The organism is Pseudomonas medicaginis (assembly GCF_965119365.1).
In the GTDB taxonomy this organism is placed as follows: Bacteria; Pseudomonadota; Gammaproteobacteria; order Pseudomonadales; family Pseudomonadaceae; genus Aquipseudomonas.
Window position 1 is genome coordinate 4,658,424 of record NZ_OZ221631.1, and the last position, 17,701, is coordinate 4,676,124.

Sequence of the window (17,701 nt, forward strand, 5' to 3'; positions counted from 1 at the left end):
TCCGCTGGGTCATAACACGAAGGTCGTCGATGGAATGTTGACGTCTACCGAGGTTAAAGCCTGATACGGAGATAAGCTCATGATTTTCAACGTACAAAATTTTGGCGCCAAAGGAGATGGCATCACCGACGACACGGCAGCCATCCAAAGTGCGATTGATGCGGCGGCCGCGGCCGGCGGCGGGCAGGTGTACATGCCGACCGGTACCTACATTGTTTCGGGAGGAGAGGAACCTTCCGATGGCTGCCTGATGCTCAAGAGCAACGTCTACCTGTACGGCGACGGCATGGGCGAGACCACGGTCAAGCTGGTCGACGGCTCCGATACCAAGATCACCGGCATCATCCGCTCGGCCTACGGCGAGGAAACCCACGATTTCGGCGTCAGCAACCTCACCATCGATGGCAACCGCGACAGCACCACCGGCAAGGTCGACGGCTGGTTCAACGGCTATATTCCGGGCGAAGAAGGCTACGACTCCAACGTCACCCTCGACAGCGTCGAGATCAAGGATTGCTCCGGGTACGGTTTCGACCCCCACGAGCAAACCGTCAACATGGTCATCAAGAACAGCGTGTCCCACGGCAACGGCCTGGACGGCTTCGTCGCTGACTTCCTCAGCGACAGCACCTTCGAAAACAACGTCGCCTACGACAACGACCGCCACGGCTTCAACGTCGTCACCAGCACCCACGATTTCACCATGACCAATAACGTCGCCTACGACAACGGCGGCAATGGCATCGTGGTCCAGCGCGGCAGCGAGGACATCCCCTCGCCCAACAACATCACCATCACCGGCGGCGAGGTGTATGGCAACGGCGCCGAAGGGGTGCTGATCAAGCTCTCCAGCGAAGTGACCGTCACCGGCATCGACATCCACGACAACAGCAGCGCCGGGATCCGCATCTACGGCAGCAACCACGTCGAAATCATCGACAACACCCTCAACAACAATTCCCTGGGCGGTGCCGTACCGGAAATCATCATCCAGTCCTATGACGACACCCTGGGCGTGTCCGGCAAGTACTTCAACGGCAGCGATAACACCATCCAGGGCAACATCATCAGCGGCAGCGACCTGTCGACCTATGGCGTGGCGGAGCGCAACGAAGACGGTACCGACCGCAACGCGATCATCGCCAACACCATCAGCCACACCAGCAAGGGCGCCACGCTGGTCTATGGTGACGGCAGCTACGTCAGCGCCACGGTGCCGATGACCACCGTGCAAGGTACGGCCGGCAACGACACACTGCTCGGCAGCGCCGCCAACGAGATTTTCTACGGCGGCGCAGGCAACGATACGATCAATGGCGCGGCCGGTAGCGACATCCTCGTCGGTGGCGCCGGCATCGACAAACTCACCGGTGGCACCGGCGCCGATACGTTCCGGTTCGTCGCCCAGTCGGACAGTTACCGCAACGCGACCACCAGCTTCGATGACACCATCACCGACTTCGACGTCACCCAGGACAAGATCGACCTCGCCGGCCTCGGTTTCACCGGCCTGGGCAACGGCCGGGGCGGCACCTTGCAAATCAGTTATAACGCCAGCAGCGACCGTACCTACATCAAGGACTTCGACGCGGATGCCAGCGGCAATCGCTTCGAGGTGATTCTCTCGGGGAACCTGGCCAGCACCCTGACCGCCGCCAACTTCATTTTCAATCGCGTGATCACCGGCACCAGTGGCAGCGATTCGCTGCTGGGCAGCGATGCGGCCGACACCCTGCTCGGCCTGGCAGGTAATGACAGCCTCAGTGGTGGCGCCGGCGACGACAAGCTCGACGGCGGTGCTGGCATGGACACCCTCACCGGTGGCGCCGGGGCGGACACCTTCGTGTTCTCCAACCGCCTGGACAGCTACCGCAACTACAACACCGGCGGCGCCAACCTGGGCGACCTGATCACCGACTTCAACGTCAGCGCCGACAAGATCGACCTCTCGGCCATGGGCTTCACTGGCCTGGGGGACGGCAAGAACAACACCGTGTACCTGGTGCTCAACAGTGCCGGCACCAAGACCTACGTCAAGTCCCTGGAGGCCGACGCCAATGGCAACCGCTTCGAAGTGGCGCTGGATGGCAATTACCTCAACACCTTGACCAGCGCCAACTTCGTCTTCGCCACCACCTCGCCGACCAACCAGGCACCCGTGCTGGCCACGCCGTTGCTGGACCAGAACGCCAGCGAAAACACCCCGTTCAGCTACGTGGTGCCGGCCACCAGCTTCACCGATCCGGACAACGACAGCCTCAGCTACACCGCCAGGCTCGCCGATGGCAGCGCCCTGCCCGCCTGGCTGACCTTCAATGCCGCCACTCGCACCTTCAACGGCACGCCTCCCGATACGGCATCGGGGACCTACTCGATCCAAGTCACGGCGACCGACGGCAGCAACGCCACCGTCAGCGACAGCTTTACCCTCGCCGTGCAGGACGCCCCCACCGCCATAGTGATCAATGGCACGCCCAACAACGACACGCTGACCGGCACCGCGGCCAATGAGCAACTGTTCGGTGGCGCAGGCAACGACACCCTCAATGGCGGCGCCGGCAACGACATCCTGGTGGGCGGCACCGGGGTCGACAAACTTACCGGAGGCACCGGGGCCGATGTCTTCCGTTACACCTCCAAGCTCGACAGCTACCGCACCAGTTCCACCAGTGCCAGTGACCAGATCCTCGACTTCGACGTGAGCGCCGACAAGATCGATGTGTCGGCCCTTGGCTATACCGGCCTGGGCAATGGGCTCAACGGCACCTTGCAGGTCACTTACAGTTCGTCGACCAACCGCACCTACCTCAAGGACCTTACGGTCGATGCCAACGGCAATCGCTTCGAAGTGTCACTGGCAGGCAACCTGCAGAGCAGCCTGACGGCCAGTCACTTCGTCTTCGCCGACCAGACCAATCCCACCAACGTGGCGCCGGTCGTGGCCATCCCTCTCCTGGACCAGAACGCCAGTGAAAGCACACCGTTCAGCTACACCGTGGCCAGCAACAGCTTCACCGACGCCAACCAGGATGCACTGACCTACACCGCGACCCTCGCCAACGGCAACGCACTGCCCGCCTGGCTGAGTTTCAATGCCACCAGCCTGACCTTCAGCGGCACGCCAACCAGCACCGCGGCGGGCAATTACGACGTACTGGTCAAGGCCACCGACCCCTCGGGCGCCTCAGTCAGCGACAACTTCAGCCTGGTGGTGGCCGATGCGCCCGCCAACACCATTACCGGCACCAACAACGCCGAAACCCTCAACGGCACGACGGGTGCGGACCTGATCCTCGGCCTCGGCGGCAACGACACGATCAAGGCCGGCACCGGCGCGGACATCGTCGACGGCGGTGCCGGACGCGACTCCCTGTACGGCGGTGACGGTGCCGACACGTTCCGCTACAGCAACCTGTCCGACAGCTACCGCGACTACGACACCGGGGGCGTCACGGCCACCGACACGGTTTATGACTTCACCGTCGGCGTCGACAAAATCGACGTCTCGGCACTGGGCTTTCTTGGCCTGGGCGATGGCAGCAACGGCACGCTGTACATGACTCTGAACACGGCGGGCGACAAGACCTATATCAAGTCCGCCGAAGCCGACGCCGATGGCAATCGCTTCGAGATCGCCCTCAACGGCAACTACCTCAACACCCTCACCGCCAACGACTTCGTCTTCGGCGAGCGTGCCCAGCAGGACATTCTCTACCTGCCGACCCTCGGTCAATCCAATGCGCGCCTGCTGCGCATGACCGAGGACGATGACCAATCCGGCACCTCGATGCTGGTCAATGACTTGAGCCGCTACACCACCTACGACGTGCGCAGCCAGTTCACCGATGCCGATGGCAACGGTATCGACATCGCGGTCGGCGGCAGCACGGTCAACGGCCTCTCCACACTCAGCGCCGAGGAGCTCCAGTTGTGCTGGTGGCTGACCGACACCAACCAACCCGGGCCGGCACTGTTGCGGGCAGTGACGTTGCTGCGCGACCAGCGCACCGAGCTGCAAGCGATCGATAACGTCACCATGGGCATCATCTGGGGCCAGGGCGAGGAAGCCGCCCAGGAAATCGCCCGCGCCACCGACAAGGCAGCGGCAGCAGCGGCCTATAAGGCCGCGACCCTGAAGGTGTTCGACTATTTGCATGCCCAATTTGGCAACTTCAGCGTGTACCTGATGGAAACCGGTCACTACGAAGAGGATGCGGCCCGGGCCCGGGGTTATTCGGAAGAGAAAATCGCGTCCATCGTCGAGGGCGTCGGTTATGTGCGCGCCACCCAGGAAGCCATCGCCGCCGAGCGCGCCGACGTCAAGTTGGCGGTGGACTACACCGACCTGCCCTTGCGCTACGAAGTCGATCCACTGGTGTATCCCGATGACGTCTGGCACCTGCACGAGGAGTCGGCGGAAATCGTCGGCCAACGCCTGGCGGACTACATTGCCGATGACCTGGGCTTCCAGGGCAATCCCAACGACAACAACAGCGTGCAGGACATCTTCGACGACGCGCAGAACGAAGGCGGGATGATCGTCGGCACCGACCAGGACGACACCCTGGTGGGCAGTTCGGGCAACGACACCCTGGATGGCGACCTGGGCGCCGACACCCTGACCGGGGGTGATGGCAACGACATCTACGTGGTCGACAATGCCTTCGACAGCGTGGTGGAAACCAACACCTCGACCGCGCAGATCGACACGGTGCAGGCCTCGGTCAGCTGGACGCTGGGGGCCAATCTCGAAAACCTGGTGCTCACCGGCGTGTCGGACATCGACGGCACCGGCAATGAGCGGCGCAACTTCATCACCGGCAATGCCGCCAATAACGTGATCGACGGTGCCGCGGGGGCCGACAGCATGAGCGGTGGCGACGGCAACGACAGCTACTTTGTCGACAATGCCGACGACAGCGTGATCGAGACCAACAGCAATACCGTAACCGGCGGGATCGACAACGTGCACAGCAGCCTCACGTCCTATACCTTGGGCAACAACGTCGAGAACCTGTATGTCGATAGCTCTGGCGCCGCCAATGGCACCGGCAACGCGCTGGACAATACGCTGTTTGCCGGCGCCGGCAACAATGTCCTGGATGGCCGCGATGGCATTGACACGGCCAGCTTCGAGCGCGCCCTGTCCGGCGTCACCGTCAACCTCTCGACGTCGGCGCAACAGAACACCGTGGGGTCCGGACTCGACACCTTGAAGTTCATCGAGAACCTGAAAGGCAGTGCCTACGCCGACACGCTGTCGGGGAACAGCGCGGCGAATACCCTGGACGGAGGGGCCGGCAACGATACGCTGGTGGGTGGTTCGGGCGATGACCGGTTGATCGGCGGCGCAGGCACCGACAACCTCACCGGTGGCACTGGCGCGGACACCTACGTGTTCGGTGCGCTGTCGGACATGGGCGTCGGGGCCTTGCGCGATGTGATCAGCGGTTTCAAGAGCGCTGAGTTCGACAAATTGGACCTCACCGCCCTGGACGCCAACCCGCTGACCGCCACAGTCGATGCCTTCACCTTCATCGGCAGCAACGCCTTCGATCCCACCAACGCCACCGGCCAACTGCGCTTCGTCGATGGCATCCTCTCCGGCAGCACCAACGCCGACGCCACACCCGAGTTCGAATTCGAGCTGGTCGGCGTCAAGGAGCTGCACGCCAGCGACTTCACCGCCTGAATCAAGCCCCCGGAGCAAACTGTGGGAGATTCTATGGTTGAGGGAAAGCCCTCAAGCCGCGTTAGGTTGGTATTCGCTTTGCCCTTTCAGCAGAGCGAATACGATCCGAGCAAGCTTGCGAGCCAGCATTACCAACGCCTGAGTGGTAGTGAAACCGCGAGCTCTTTGCTTTTCATAGAAGCCTCTCCAGGCGGACGTGCGGCTAGCCGACATGGCGGCATTGTGTAACAGCCGACGGACTTCCGGGTCGCCTCGTTTACTCAAGCTACGGCGCCCATCTTTTTGTCCTGATTTCGACACTCGCAAGTCCATTCCCAAAAAGGCAATGAAGGCGTCTGAGTTTCTGAAATCCCCTCGTTGAAATGCCGTAAGCAAGCGGGCTCCGGTCAGAAATCCAATGCCCTCAACCTTCAAGCAACGGTTCAACTGACCCTGCAAACCGGCATCCCTCAGATGATCCTTGATCGTCTTCTCGATCAATGTCTCAAGCCTCTGCATGGCTGCAATTTGTTCGGCGAAAGCGGTCTTCAGCAGCGGCTCGTTAGCCCAGCTTTGTACCAGGGCCACTCGAGCCTGAACCAGGGCTGCGCGACGGCGGAAAAGGCTCAGGAGCTGGCGATACAGCGGAGATGGCGGGGTCCAGGGGTTAAGCTCATGCCCTTCGTTTTTCAGGTAACGGGCCAGCAGCTTGGCATCCAGCGCGTCAGTTTTGGCGCGGATTTTTACGCCTTCGCGGTAGTGATGCAGTTCATAACCGCCCACCATGTAGATCTCGCAGCCGGCCTCATAGGCCAGATCAGCGAATTCCAGGTGATAGATATTGGTCGACTCAATGGCTACAGCGACGGGGCCCGGCAATGCTTTCAACCACTTTTTGATGGCCGCTTTGTTGTTGGGAGTCGCCTCCAGTACGTCAAGTTCGGCGTGATAGATCACCAGTTCGTTCTTGGCGACATCCACGCCCACAATCGGCTTTGTGACAGAAACCGGCATTGCCATTGAAAATTCTCCGGGCTAAGGTTTGAACACTTGAAGGGTTCACCCAGAGGCGCAGGCTTGTTCCTATCGTCGGTTTAGGCCAGATGCATTCTTTATCGGCGCTTGGGTGAAAGGAGGAGGGGCGAAATCTCCCACGGTCTGTACTGCGGCTAACAGTCAGAATCGAGCCTTGTCCCTCCTCCTCCCTTCAAGTCCTACCATACAAGCGAGCTTGCTCGCGATGACGGCAGCACATCCAGCATGGATGATGACTGATCCACCGCTATCGCGAGCAAGCTCGCTCCCACAGGGGGGCGTGCTGTGCCTGAAAGATTGAAGGCAAGCACAGCGCCTGGACAGCTTTTTTGGCGAGCTTGAACCCTGGATTGTCTAGAACAAGCTCTGCACCTGCTCCAGCACCGCGCGGTTCATCTGGCCGGTGTGGGTGTGCAGGCTCACATAGCTTTGCAGCATGTCGAGCTTGGTATTGAGCAGGTCTCGACGGGCCTGGAACAGCCGCTGCTGGGCATCAAGAATATCCACCGTGGAGCGCACACCGCCCTGGAAGCCTTTTTCCGTCGAGGTCAGTGCTCGCTGATTGGACTCCACCGCCCGCTGCATGGCCTTGCTCTTGGCGAACCCGACGACGACGCCCAGGTAATCGGCTTCGATGTCCTCGGCCAGTTGCTGGCGTTGCACGTCGTAGTCGGACTGGGCGCCGGCCAGTTGCGCTTCGGCCTTGGCCACCGAGGCCCGTACCGCTCCGCCGCGATACAACGGAATGTCCAACTGCACGCCCACGTAGTAGGTGTCCTGGCGTGGGTCGAGTTCCTGGTATTGACGGGTTTCCCGCCGGGTCAACTGAGTGGTCAACGACAAGGTTGGATAATGCCCGGCACGCTGGCTGTCGGCCTGGGCCTCGGCCACCTTCACCGCCGCCAGCCGAGCGGCCAGCTCGGGGCTGGCTTCACGGGCAATCGCCGTCCAGTACGGCAAGTCCTGCTCAGGCGGGATCGGACTACCGGCGGCCAGTTCCTCGCGCATCGGCAGGATGTCATCGATGGGCACGCTGGCACGCCCGGACAAGGCTCGCAACGCCGCCACGCGACGCGCCTGGGCTTCAGCCTCTTGGGCTTGCACCAGGTCGAGCCGCGCCTGGGCTTCGTCGATGTCGGTGATCGCGCCTTGGCCGCCTTCATAAAGCTTCTTACTTTGAACGACCAAACCTTGGATGGCGCTCTTCTGCTGGACGATCAACTTGATCTCGTTCTCGGCCCGGGCAACGTCGAAATACCCCTTCGCCACCCGGTCATACAGGGTCTGGCCGGCCACATCGAACACCTGGCTGCCCAGTTGCCCTCGCGCCTTGCCTTCCTGGTACGCCGCCCAGCGGGCCTTGTCGTAGAGCGGCTGTTGCGCCGCCAGGGTGACGTTGTTCGCCTGGTAATCGTTGCTGTTGACGTAAGTGCTGTCGTCACCGCCGTCGGTACGCCCGCCGTAGCCATAGCGCGAGGTCAACGACACCTGCGGGTAGAGGCCGCCACGACCGATGTCCTCTTCATGCCGCGACGCTTCGAACGCGTGGGCCGCCGACTGCACGGTCGGGTCGTTGAGGCGCGAGGCGTCGTAGGCGGCGGTGAGGCTCAGGCCTCCCTCGGCAGCCCACAGCGGATCGATCAGCGCCCAACCGGTCCACAGGCCCAGCCACATTCGCCAACGGTAGCGGCAACGGTCGACCATGCTCATTCCTCCTTGAAGGCTGCCAGCAAGCGTTCACGCAAAGGTTTCATCAGGTAATTCATCAAGGTGCGTTCACCCGTCACCACCGTGACGTCGGCGAGCATGCCCGGGCGAACCAGCAGGCCGGCGCTCTGCAACTCAACCACGGTGTCGGCGGGAATCTCGACCTTGGCGGAGAAGTACGGTTGGTGCGTCTGCTCATCGATCAACTGATCCGCCGACACCGTCGTCACGGTGCCGGTGACCGTCGGCGTATCCACCCGTTGCAGCGCAGTGAAATGCACATGCACCGGCAGGCCCGGGCGCAGTTTGTTCGCCATCAGCGGCTCGAAACGGGCGGTGATCGCCATCGGTGCATCCAGCGGCACCACCTGCATCAAGGTCTGGCCGGCCTGGGCAACGCCGCCGACCGTATGAATGCTCACGTCCATGACCTGTCCGGCCACCGGCGCGCGGATCGCACCGTTGTCGACTTCAAACTGCAAGGCCCGGATCTGATCGGCATAACCGGCCGCCTCGGCCGAGACTTCGCTGAGCTGGGTCTCGGCGTCGCGACGGAATTCCTGCTGCGCCTGCAAGGCCTTGAGCCGGCTTTCGTTGATCGCCTGGCGAGTCCGGCCGACATCGCCTACCCCAGAGGCGATCTGCCCCGCCAACTGGGCGGCGTTGCGCTCGGCCTCGAACAGTTTGTTGCGCGGAACATAGCCCTCCCGGGCCAGATCTCGCAGGCCTTCAAGCTCCTGCTGCTGAAAACGCATCTGCGCGTCGTAGTTGCGCTTTACGCCTTCGTAGCCAAGCAGTTGTTGCTGCAGCGCCGCGGCTTCATGCTCGATGATCTGTAAGCGACTACTCAACTCCGCACGGCGAGTGATGAACAACTGGCTCTGCAACGCCATGGCCGCCTTGACCCGTGGCTCGTCGGCGTGCGCCAGCAGTTCCGCAGGCCATTGGATTTCGGCGCTGCCCAGGCGCTCGGCAATCAAGCGTGCCTCGATGCTGCGATCGTTGAGCAGCTTGCCCAGGGTCACGTCCAGTTGCGACTGCGCCTGCACCGTGTTGAGTTGCACCAGCAACTGCCCCTGCGTGACGCGGTCGCCATCGCTGACCAGCAGCTTTTCCACCACCCCACCGACCAGCGACTGCACCGCCTTGCGCTCCCCCGCCACCACCACGGTGCCGCTGCCCACCACGCCCTGGTCGAGTGGCGCCAGGCAGGCCCAAAGCAGGAAACCACCCAGTGCCAGGACCAGGAATCCCACGCCATAACGCGCCGCACTGCCGGCGTCGGTCCTGGCGCCGGGCAACGTCGTGGGGCTGCTGCGCACGCTCAGCCCCTGCTCGCTGTAAGCCTGTGCCTCTGGGATCAGATCACGCATCGCCAGCCTCCCTGACCGTGGCCGGTCTGGGCCCCGGCATCAATGCCTTGAGCACCCGGTCCCGAGGGCCGAACGCCTGTTGAGTACCGTCCTTGAGCACCAGGATGTGATCGACCACCGCCAGCACACTGGGCCGGTGCGTGATCAACACCACGGTGCTGCCGGCCGCCTTGAGCGCACCGATGGCCTGCACCAGCGCCAGCTCCCCGGCGTCATCGAGATTGGAGTTGGGCTCATCGAGCACGATCAGAGAAGGCCGTCCGTAGAGCGCGCGAGCCAGGCCCAGGCGTTGTTTTTGCCCACCGGACAAACCAAGCCCGCCGGGGCCCAGCGGCGTGTCGTAGCCCTTTGGGAACCTCAGGATCATTTCGTGGATGCCGGCTTGCCGTCCGGCGGCGATGATCTTGTCGGCGTCCTGCTCCCCGAAACGGGCGATGTTGTCGGCGACCGTGCCGTCGAACAACTCGATGTCCTGCGGCAGGTAGCCGAGGTGCGGGCCCAGGGCGTCGTGGGACCACTGGCTGATCTCGGCATCGTCCAGGCGCACCGACCCGCCCATGGCCGGCCAGACCCCGACCAGGGCCCGGGCCAGCGTCGATTTGCCACTGGCACTGGGACCGACCACGGCCAGCACGTCGCCTTTGGCGAGGCTGACATTGATCCCCCGCAGGATCGGCTGCGAAGCACCCGGCGGGCCGACATACAACTGTTCCAGGCGCACCGCGCCGGTGGGTGGTGGCAACGGCATGCGCAGGCGCTCACGCGGATGCTGGGCCAGCAATTGGCTCAGGCGCTGGTAGCTCTGGCGCCCGGCATTGAATTGCTTCCACGAGCCGATGGCGATTTCCACGGGTGCCAGGGCCCGCCCCAGCAACAGCGACATCGCAATCATCATGCCCGCTGACAGTTGGCCTTCGAGCACCAGCAAGGCGCCCAGTCCCAAGGCCAGCGATTGCCCGGAGATCCGCACGAAGCGCGTCGCCGAAGTGATGCGCGCGCCGCGGTCGCTGGCATGGGCCTGGGCGGCAATGATGCGTTGCTGCAACAGGCTCCAGCGCTGGCGCAACGGCCCGAGCATGCCCAGGGCCTGGATGACTTCGGCATTGTGCAGTGTGCTGTTGACGTAGATTGAAGACTGCACGCCCAGGCGATTGGCCTCACCCAGGCGCGTGCGAGTCGCCAGTTCGCCCCACAGCGCCAAGCCGATCAGCACCAAGGCGAGCACCAGCGTCAGCACGCCGAACCAGGGATGAAAGATAAACGCCACCAGCAGGAAGATCGGCAGCCAGGGTGCGTCGAGCAACGCGATCAAGCCCTGCCCGGTGATCAACTGGCGCAACGTCGCCAGGTCGGTGAGCACCTGCGCCGGGTTGGCGTTGTGTTCGCGCAGGCTGCGGGCGAAAGCCGCGTCGAAGACCCGCTCGCCCAAGGCATCGTCCAGCCCCGCGCTCATGCGAATCATCACCTCGCCGCGCACCCACTCGATCAGGGCACTGAACATGAACAGTCCCAGGGCCATCAAGGTGAGCATGAACAAGGTGGTTTCGTTGCGGCTGGTCAGGACCCGGTCGTAGACCTGCATCATGTACAGCGACGGTACCAGCACCAGCAGGTTGATCACGCCACTGAACAGCGCCAGGGCCCAGAACACCCGGCGGTAGCTCAATAAGGCAGCATCGATGTCATGACGCGGATCGAGTAGAAAGCGCATAGAAAGTCAACCCGCAATAGGAATAGTCGGTCCTGGCGCAATCCATCGCGAGTTACTTGCCCGAAGGCGTCAAAAAAAGTGCGTCATGTTGCTGACGTGCAGCTATCTGAGCCGATCGTCGTCGCTACGGACGCCAACTACTGACAACGCATCCACCGGTTAGTGCCGGTTCGACGCGCTGGGCATTGAGGTGGGTGACAGACGGAAATACCACACGTCAAAACTGAAGTTTTTCAGTCTTGGACGGGCACTGGGAATGGACATTTCTGTTTATGGGAGCCAATACGCCCCGACAGGACCGGTCGGGGCGTACGTTTGATTTCGGGATCCGAACGACCCGATACATCGCGCCTCAGGCCGCCTTGCCCAGCGGCGCCTCGCGAGCCTGGCTTCTATCTCCAACCAGGCACAGCAACAGCGACAAGACGATCGCACCGATGCTGACATTCATCCACGGCGTAATTTCTTCATTGAGTAGTAACGCCGACCATGCGATGCCTGCTACCAGCGCTGCGAAACTGGCGAATGAAACATAAATCCCACCGGCCCGGCGTACCAGTTCGAAAAAGGACCAGACCTCCACCGCCGTGACCAGAACCAGCAGCGTCACCTCCGGCCCATGTTGGACCAACCCTTGATACCCCACCTTCGATGTCGACGTCATGAACAACGGCAATGCCAACAAAGCCGCAATCACCGACTCATAAGCCGCCATGGTGAACACGCCTAACCCCTTGGGCCAGGCTGCGGCGACGTACAGGTTGTACAGCGCGTAGCTCACTGGAACGCCAATGGCTGCGGCCAGCCAAAGCCTTGACGAGCCCTCGGGAAGCGCCGCGCTGGGCAGCAGTAACATCATGGCAGCGCTGATTCCCAAGGCAGCACATGACAAATGCCAGACAGTTACCGTTGCCAAGCGCAGGATAAACCCCAGCAAGATGCAAAAAACCGGCGTACTGGTGACGATCAGCGTGAGCAGCGTCGAATCGATGTACGGCGCCACGATCAGCTCAAGCCATATTGGAAAGGCATAACCCAACACGCTGCAAATGATGAGAAACACCCACCAGGACGCATTGATGCGCCACGAACTGCGACTGACCGCCATGAGCGCCATGAATGCAATGGCGACGCCGAACAGCGTCGGAAACAGAATAAGATCGGCTTGAACCCCTGTACTGGTAATTTTCTTTACCAGCACGAAATGCAGCCCCCAGGTACTTCCCATCAGTGCGAGTAAAAGAAAGTTGATGTAACGGGTCATGCGTTAACTCCTTGTCTAGACGCTTCCAGCTCTACGGTATCAATGCGCGACAGCTTGAGCATGGGAAGATACCCGGGCAGTTCCGGCCAACACGGCCTCGATCATTTGCTCAGGGGTAAGGCCCAAAGGTTGACCATGTTCCCAGCATTCACGTGAAGCGATCGTCTCGGTGATTGCCAGGTCATCGATACACTCGGACAACGATAACGATTTCACTACCGCGAATATCCTCAAGGCTTCAGCATCCTCCGGCGCCCTGACAATGCGAGCATTCAACGCAGCAAGCCACGTCGAGGAGTTAACCAGCGAGAGATCTTTGAACGGGTGACGCATGGCAGCGTAGATTTCTTCCATCGTGTAGCTTTTGTTGGAACACAAGTGATAAATCCTTGCACCCGATGCGGATTGGCGTAACGCGCTCACGACAGACGAAGCGATTTGCTCAGCGATATGGTCCACCGGACAAATTTCCAACTGCATCGGCATGATCGGGAACTGGCCTATCCGCTGGCAAACGCTCAGGAACTGGTAGACATAGTCGTTCCGAACTTCTTCAAGGTTCATGCTGCTTCCCCAAAGTCGCCCACATCGATAGATCGTCGTCCTCAGTCCGGAGGCAGCGCAGTGTTCCAATAACATCTCAGTCATCCACTTACTTTGCAGATAGCCGGACGCCACGTTATCGACTTCCATGATTTTGGTTTCCGGCGTAGCCAGGGGAGATGGTTTTGTATCGAACAAGGCCAGGGAAGAAATGAAATGAAAGCTGGCCTGACTCTCAATCGCCAAATTTATGAGATTCAGGCTCCCTTGGACGTTGGTCGTCACCAACTTCGAATAGGGCGACAACATGTTGGTATCGGCGGCGCAATGGACAATATCGCTGACGCTGCGTTGCAAGGCATATAAACCTTTCTCGTCGAGGCCGATGTCATCGTGATCCAGATCGCCCACGACAATGTGCAGTCTCTGCAGCGCTTCATTTCTCACGTTGAGCAATTGTGTGAGCTTTTTATGCGGGGATTCGGTGCTGCCCATGGGAGCGCGCACCAGGCAATAAATGGGACGCTGTGTGCTCTTGAGCAATGCGCGGACCACATGGCGCCCAAGCAGTCCCGTAGCCCCCGTTACCAATATACCGTCCTTGGCGCGACTGACTCCTGGCGCACCGCGGCGAATCATGCCCCTGAGTCGTTCAAACTCAGCGTAGCGCCAGTCCTTGAAATCTCGTGGGCGTTTTTTTGCGATTCCAGGGGCGCCAACATCGTTCAAAATGGCTCCCAAGCTGGGGTATTCATAGAGTGTGGAAAGCGGCCACTCGTGCCCGCTGTGTTTGTGTAACAGCATGGCCAAGCGTACGATTTCCAACGAGTCTGCCCCATTCTCAACAAGACTGGCATCCCAATCCAGTTCGCGACCGCCCAACGTCGACTGTATTTCACGGGCAATTTCGCTTCCCGCAAAAGGGCTCGACAGGTCTTTGCTCGTTGCCTCTACAACCGCCATTGCGAGCCTTCTTACTGTGCTGTAATCGATCTTTCCAGCCAGGTTACGCGGTATTTCATCGAGCAGAATGAAGCTGTTCGGGACCATGTAGGACGGCAGGTCCAACATCAATTGTTGACGTAACGCCAGCTGCGACACCTTCATGCCGGGCATCAGTTGAACGACACAAAGAAGCTTGCTGTCACTGCCGGCGTCCGTCATGAAAACGCAGCAGTCAGACACTTCCGGCAATGTTCGAACAATAGACTCGATTTCACCCAGGCTGATCCTGAAGCCTTGCCGCTTCACCACGTTATCCATGCGTCCGTGATATTCCAGCGCGCCATCGCGGCCAATGCGTCCCAGGTCTCCGCTTTTGTAGTAGCGGCGCAGGCTCCGATCATTTTCCACCCGCACGAAGAATTTTTCCGCCGTCATGTCCGGATTGTGTAAATACCCCTCGGCCACGCCTGGGCTGGATATGCATATCTGCCCCATTGCGCCGAGCGGTGCAGGTTTATCGAAACGGTCCAGCAAGACAATTCGGCTACCGGCGATGGGCCGGCCAATAGAGATGTCGTTCCTTGAGTCGTCATCCGTGTCAGGACGTCGTACTCGCTGGAGAGCGGTCACGACGGTCGTCTCGGTTGGGCCATAGGAATTGATCAACGTCGGGCGCGGCGCGGGGAGACGGTACCAGTTGTGTATGTCTGATTTGTACAGGGCTTCTCCGCCAATCACGACCAGATTGACACAAGAAGGAAAATGCAGCTGTTGGGAAGTACAAGCGAGGCTGAGTTCTCGCCAGTACCCGGTCGGCAAGTCAAGAAAAGTAATCTGCTGCTCGTCGAGGAACTGCAGAAAGCTGGCAGGCTGCAAATCGACGGATGAATCACGGATGACCAATGTTGCGCCGGCCATCAGGCAGCAATAGATTTCTTCGACAGAGGCGTCGAACGAGACAGTCGCAAACTGCAGGACCTTGTCCTGGCTCGTAAGGCCAAACGAGTGCCTGGCCACGCTGGCGTAATACGAGAGCGATGCGCGAGAGATCAAGACCCCCTTTGGCCGCCCCGTGGTCCCGGAGGTAAACAGTACATATCCGCACCGTGGCTCATTGTCGGGTTGAGCTGCGCTCAGGGACAGTCCCACCGCCACGACAGCATCGCCTTCTACAACCCAGCCTACCCGTGCATCTTCAAGCATCAGCTTGCTTCGCTCGGGAGGAAGCTGCGGGTCTATTGGAATGTAGATAGCGTCCAGCGAGAGAACCGCCAAGGCTGCAACGACGAAGTCGCCGGACCGGGACATTCGCAACGCGACTCGACTGCCGGGCCTCACGCCTTGGCCTGCCAGTTGGGCGGCCAGCTTGCGAATGTCAGCCGACAATTGTCCATAACTGATCACCCGGCCAGCGTCGTAAATCGCCACTTTTTCCGGGTCGCGGCAGACGTGCCCCTCGAAAGCCTCCAGTACATCCTGCTCATCGACCCCATGCAATTTCCCCAGCAGCTCGGAATTCGAATGTTCTGGGCGGGCACGTTCCACGAGGTCCGTTACAACGACATTATTTTCGTGCTGCAATGCGCAAGCGATGCCATGCAATGTGTCGAAAATCTCATGGGCCAGGCTTCGCTCGAGAAGCTGCCCATCAAAGACCAATTCGACGTTGGTTGCGCTGACGCACATCTGCAGCCGAGCGGCGCCAAATACGCCTGGGCACTGTTCAGTGTCGGACCAGGCGCAGACCTGCCATGAAACACTCTGCGCACCCAGCGCAGCCTTGCAGAAATCGAGAAGTTTGCCAGCCGGCGCCTGAACATCGATGTTCGGGCAGTCAACGTGCCCTCGGCGCGATACGACAGTGCAGTTCAAGTTTTCGACCCAATTGGCGTACCAGCTAGCCGTTATGAGCCAGGCCGCAAGTAGCCGGACCTCCAGATCAGAGTCCGGAGTAGTCCGTTCAAGCTTGATCGCCGCCTCGGTCACGCCGTATTCCTCGGCATGGGTTTGTGGACTCCGCGCCGGACCTGTGTGTTCGATGTCATCGAAGGTCATCTCTAATAATCCTTTATAGGTGAGTCGCAACGACAATCAGCCTAATGCGGCGACGATCACTCGGCAGAGATGGTCGATCTGCTCGCGATTGATACAGAGCGGCGGGGCAATTTCTATCGTGGGATCGTTTCGGGTGTAATACAAAGAAGTAATGATCCCGTTGTTCAACAATCGCTCTCGAATCACTTTCACTTCCTCGGCCGTGGCAGGCGCCGAAGAGTCGCTTGACCGCAAGTGGATCGCCTGAAGCAAGCCAGTACCGGTGAGCCCGGAGACTTTCGGGTGGTTACCAAACAAGTCTTGGAGCACACCTTCCAAGTAACTGCCCATGGACGAGGCGTTTTCAAGCAACCGCTCGCGCTCGAGAATCCCGATATTTTCAAGGGCGGCGGCGGCGGCCGCCGGACGACCGCCAAACGTAGCGCCGTGGGCGAACATGCTGTCTTCGCCCTGGGCAAAGACTGACGCGACCCGCTCGCTGACAATCGTCGCGCCGAGCGAGTCGTATCCGCTTGTAAGCCCTTTCGCGCAAATAACGATATCGGCCTCAAGTCCATACTGCCCTGCGCTGAACCAACTGCCCAGGCGTCCGAACCCGGTGATGACTTCATCGACGATCAACAACGCGCCGGTTTCCTCGCGCAAGCGCTTCAAGCCATCCAGATACTCAGCTGTGGGGGTTACCATGCCATTGCTGGTTTCAACCGTTTCAATCAACACGCCAGCAACATCCTTACCCCGGCCCGGCGTCGCATGGAGCACGTCGCTGAGAGGGTCTGTACTGTCCCGCATCGAAGCGATGGTGGCGGTCATGGGCAAAAGCGGACCAAACTCTTCCTTAAGCGCCGCGAATCCACACATGGACAGAGCGCCCAGCGTGACACCGTGGTAAGCATGATCGCGAGACACCAGCCATTTACGCTGGGGTTCGCCATTCCTGACAGCGAATGCCCGAGCGATTTTCAATGCAGTCTCTACCGCCTCCGAACCGCTATTGGTAAAGAACACCCGAGCATTGGCGCCGACAACAGGTGATGCCAGGCCTGCGAGCGTCTGGGCCAATTGGGAAGAATAAGGGTTTGAAAAACTGAACGGGGAGCAGAACGCCAGCTTTCTGGCTGCTTCGCTGGCCGCATCAATAATCGAATCACGACCATAACCCACGTTCACGCAGTAAGCACCGCTGATGGCGTCCATATACCGACGGCCTTCCGAGTCTGTTACATAGATCCCCTGCGCTTCGATTATGGATGAAGGAAACGCATCGGTTTTACCAATCTGGTCGGAGGGAAAAAAATGAAGCCACGTATTATTATCGGATGACACTTTTTCTTTAAACATGCAAGGTCCTTACGCTTCTGAAAACAAGCGCTCTAATCATCTGGCATCGGCGAGTA

Annotated in this window: 8 protein-coding genes; 1 reads left to right on the top strand and 7 read right to left on the bottom strand. The window is 60.3% G+C overall.

From position 1 onward, the window contains the following. Nucleotides 1–79 precede the first annotated feature (79 nt). Complete coding sequence (locus ACMTA2_RS20140; protein WP_413791446.1) at nucleotides 80–5,692, top strand: putative Ig domain-containing protein; 5,613 nt, start codon at nucleotides 80–82, stop codon at nucleotides 5,690–5,692. A 51-nt stretch (nucleotides 5,693–5,743) separates the two neighbouring features. Here the strand turns inward: ACMTA2_RS20140 and ACMTA2_RS20145 are convergent, their stop codons facing one another. The 7 genes from ACMTA2_RS20145 to ACMTA2_RS20175 form a co-directional block, all read right to left on the bottom strand. Beyond that, the gene (locus tag ACMTA2_RS20145; RefSeq protein ID WP_413791447.1) at nucleotides 5,744–6,691 is read right to left on the bottom strand and encodes an IS110 family transposase; all 948 of its coding nucleotides are present in this window, start codon (nucleotides 6,689–6,691) and stop codon (nucleotides 5,744–5,746) included. Nucleotides 6,692–7,060: 369 nt separating this feature from the next. Continuing rightward, complete coding sequence (locus ACMTA2_RS20150) at nucleotides 7,061–8,410, bottom strand: TolC family outer membrane protein (RefSeq protein WP_413791448.1); 1,350 nt, start codon at nucleotides 8,408–8,410, stop codon at nucleotides 7,061–7,063. 2 nt (nucleotides 8,411–8,412) lie between these two features. Beyond that, nucleotides 8,413–9,786, bottom strand: a complete 1,374-nt coding sequence (locus tag ACMTA2_RS20155) for an HlyD family type I secretion periplasmic adaptor subunit (protein WP_413791449.1) — start codon at nucleotides 9,784–9,786, stop codon at nucleotides 8,413–8,415. Beyond that, nucleotides 9,779–11,497, bottom strand: a complete 1,719-nt coding sequence (locus ACMTA2_RS20160; RefSeq protein ID WP_413791450.1) for a type I secretion system permease/ATPase — start codon at nucleotides 11,495–11,497, stop codon at nucleotides 9,779–9,781. The genes ACMTA2_RS20155 and ACMTA2_RS20160 overlap by 8 nt, the downstream gene beginning before the upstream one ends. A 352-nt stretch (nucleotides 11,498–11,849) precedes the next feature. Beyond that, nucleotides 11,850–12,761, bottom strand: coding sequence for a DMT family transporter (locus ACMTA2_RS20165; RefSeq protein WP_413791451.1), 912 nt, complete (start codon nucleotides 12,759–12,761; stop codon nucleotides 11,850–11,852). A gap of 39 nt (nucleotides 12,762–12,800) precedes the next feature. Then, nucleotides 12,801–16,304 carry a non-ribosomal peptide synthetase gene (locus ACMTA2_RS20170; protein ID WP_413791452.1) on the bottom strand — a complete coding sequence of 1,168 codons (3,504 nt, stop codon included), beginning with the start codon at nucleotides 16,302–16,304 and terminating at the stop codon, nucleotides 12,801–12,803. 36 nt (nucleotides 16,305–16,340) lie between these two features. Next, the gene (locus ACMTA2_RS20175) at nucleotides 16,341–17,645 is read right to left on the bottom strand and encodes an aminotransferase family protein (RefSeq protein ID WP_413791453.1); all 1,305 of its coding nucleotides are present in this window, start codon (nucleotides 17,643–17,645) and stop codon (nucleotides 16,341–16,343) included. Nucleotides 17,646–17,701: the final 56 nt, after the last annotated feature.